Below are 2,292 nucleotides of genomic sequence, written 5' to 3'. Positions count from 1 at the left end.
ACGTTTTTCTATTTCAGGAGCATAACGTTGAACCCAACGGTAAATAGTCGTGTGATCAACATTCACACCCCGTTCGGCCAGCATTTCCTGCAGTTCACGATAGCTAATGCCATATTTACAATACCAGCGCACAGCCCAAAGAATGATTTCGCCCTGAAAATGCCGACCATGGAAAGGATTCATATGCTGCACCTTTAGCTAAAACAGTCTTCAGCTTACCATTCGTGGTTATTTGCAACAGTGCCGATTTTTTGAAAAAAGCATAGGTCTAGATAATCAAGCTAGATTTTTTAAAACTCCACATTGGTCAATTGTACATAAACCATCACAAGTACCTCTTAAATCAGATAGTTGTTCAATAAGCTTTTGTTGCTTGATTATATTTTCTCTGATAGCACTGACATGTAAGTCAATTAATTCATTCACATCTGAACAATTTTTCTCAGGTTTGTCTTTATAGGTAAGTAATTGACGAATTTCATTCAAACTCATATTTAAAGTTCGGCAATTCAAAATAAATTTAATTCGCTCAACATAGCCTACATCGTAAAGGCGGTAATTTCCTTCCGTTCTTTCCGGTTCCGGAATTAAACCTTCCTTTTCATAAAACCTAATTGTTAATACTGAACATGAGGTTTTTTTAGAGAGTTCACCAATTTTTAAATGCATTGAGTTAGTATTTCCAAAGATTCTTGACTCTATAGTAACTATAGGGATTCTAATATTCAAAGTTTATAATTTTTTTAATGGGTATAATTATGAGTGGTTGTGGATGTAGTAAAGAAACACCATGCGAAGATAAGAAATCTCAACAAGAAAATCATCCATCAATTGCAGAAGCAAACAATTCAAAGAATTGTGATAATACGCTTAGCTGTTGTGGTGAAGAGGAAGAAAAAAAATCTTCATCTCCTTGCTGTAACACTTCAAACAGTTGTGAAGATACCGCTCAATCCTGTTGTGGTTCTGATCCCAAAGAAAATTTAAGCACTGAAGACGTTTTAAAAGATTCGCACTACATGAGTGAATACTTAGTTCCCAAAATGGATTGTTCTGCGGAAGAACAGATGGTTCGTATGGCGCTATCTTCAATTGATGGTGTTCAAAAACTCATCTTTGATTTACCTAACCGTTCTTTAAAGGTTCTACATAATCAAAAAGATGAAAATATAACCACCAAACTTGAAGCTTTGGGTTTTGGTGCAAAGCTTGTGAAGACTGAAACTTATATAAGCAATCAACAGGCTAAGCAAACAAGTACCTACACCATTCCTAAAATGGATTGCTCTGCTGAAGAGCAAATGGTCCGTATGGCTCTTGCAGATATTGAAGCAGTTAAAGGTCTTACTTTTGATCTTCCCAATCGAAAACTGAAAGTCTTCCATAATGAAGGGATTCAGCAAATTACGGCTAAACTCGAAGGACTGGGTTTTGGGGCGAAACTTGATGAAATACAGCTTTCTTCAGGCGATATACCTAATGAACCTGATCCTGTGAGACAAGCTAAAGTACTTAAACTGTTATTAGGTATTAATGCTCTACTTTTCTTTATAGAATTCATCAGCGGTATTATTGCTGCGTCTACAGGATTGATTGCTGATTCTCTAGATATGTTTGCCGATGCAGCCGTTTATGGTATTGCGCTATATGCCGTCGGAAAAGCTGCGAAATATCAAATAAAAGCAGCCCATTTCGCAGGTTGGATTCAGTTATTACTTGCTGTTATCGTGATTGTTGATGTCATTAGACGATTCATGTTTGGAAGCGAGCCAGAATCAACGCTCATGATTGTTATTGGCCTGCTCGCACTTATAGCTAACGTGACATGCTTATATCTTATTTCTGGTCATCGAGAAGATGGCGCACATATGAAAGCCAGTTGGATTTTCTCGGCGAATGACGTTGTCGTAAATATGGGCGTTATATTTGCCGGTGTACTCGTGGCGTGGACGGGATCAGCTTATCCAGACTTAATCATTGGCATACTGGTTTCTTTATTCGTACTTAATGGTGCCCGAAAAATTTTGGCTTTGAAGTAAGGGCACCGTTGCAAATAACTACGAATGGTAAGCTGAAGACTGCTTTAGCTAAAGGTGCAGCATATGAATCCTTTCCATGGTCGGCATTTTCAGGGCGAAATCATTCTTTGGGCCGTGCGCTGGTATAGTAAATATGGCATTAGCTATCGTGAACTTCAGGAAATGCTTGTCGCTTGTCGAATGTGGTGTGAATTTTGATCATGCGACTATTTATTGTTGGGTTCAACGTTATGCTCCTGAAATAGAAAAACGC

2 protein-coding genes and 2 pseudogenes are annotated in these 2,292 nt (G+C 38.0%); 2 read left to right on the top strand and 2 right to left on the bottom strand.

Features of this window, described 5'->3' with window-relative positions:
• Positions 1-183 (bottom strand): annotated as a pseudogene (locus tag VXP95_RS15385) (IS6 family transposase); the annotation flags it as partial.
• A gap of 93 nt (positions 184-276) precedes the next feature.
• A complete protein-coding gene (gene cadR / locus VXP95_RS15380; RefSeq protein ID WP_000550240.1) occupies positions 277-669 on the bottom strand; it encodes a Cd(II)/Pb(II)-responsive transcriptional regulator in 393 nt (130 codons plus the stop codon).
• An 89-nt stretch (positions 670-758) separates the two neighbouring features.
• Here cadR and VXP95_RS15375 point away from each other — a divergent pair, with 89 nt between their 5' ends.
• Entirely contained in the window at positions 759-2,039 is a 1,281-nt protein-coding gene (locus VXP95_RS15375; protein WP_005093338.1) for a cation transporter, read from the top strand.
• Positions 2,040-2,102: 63 nt separating this feature from the next.
• Positions 2,103-2,292 (top strand): annotated as a pseudogene (locus tag VXP95_RS15370) (IS6 family transposase); the annotation flags it as partial.

Origin of the sequence: Acinetobacter sp. 226, from assembly GCF_048147925.1 — a bacterium.
In the GTDB taxonomy this organism is placed as follows: Bacteria; Pseudomonadota; Gammaproteobacteria; order Pseudomonadales; family Moraxellaceae; genus Acinetobacter; species Acinetobacter pecorum.
The sequence above is the reverse complement of the archived record's forward strand: the minus strand, read 5'-3'. Positions and strand labels throughout refer to the sequence as shown.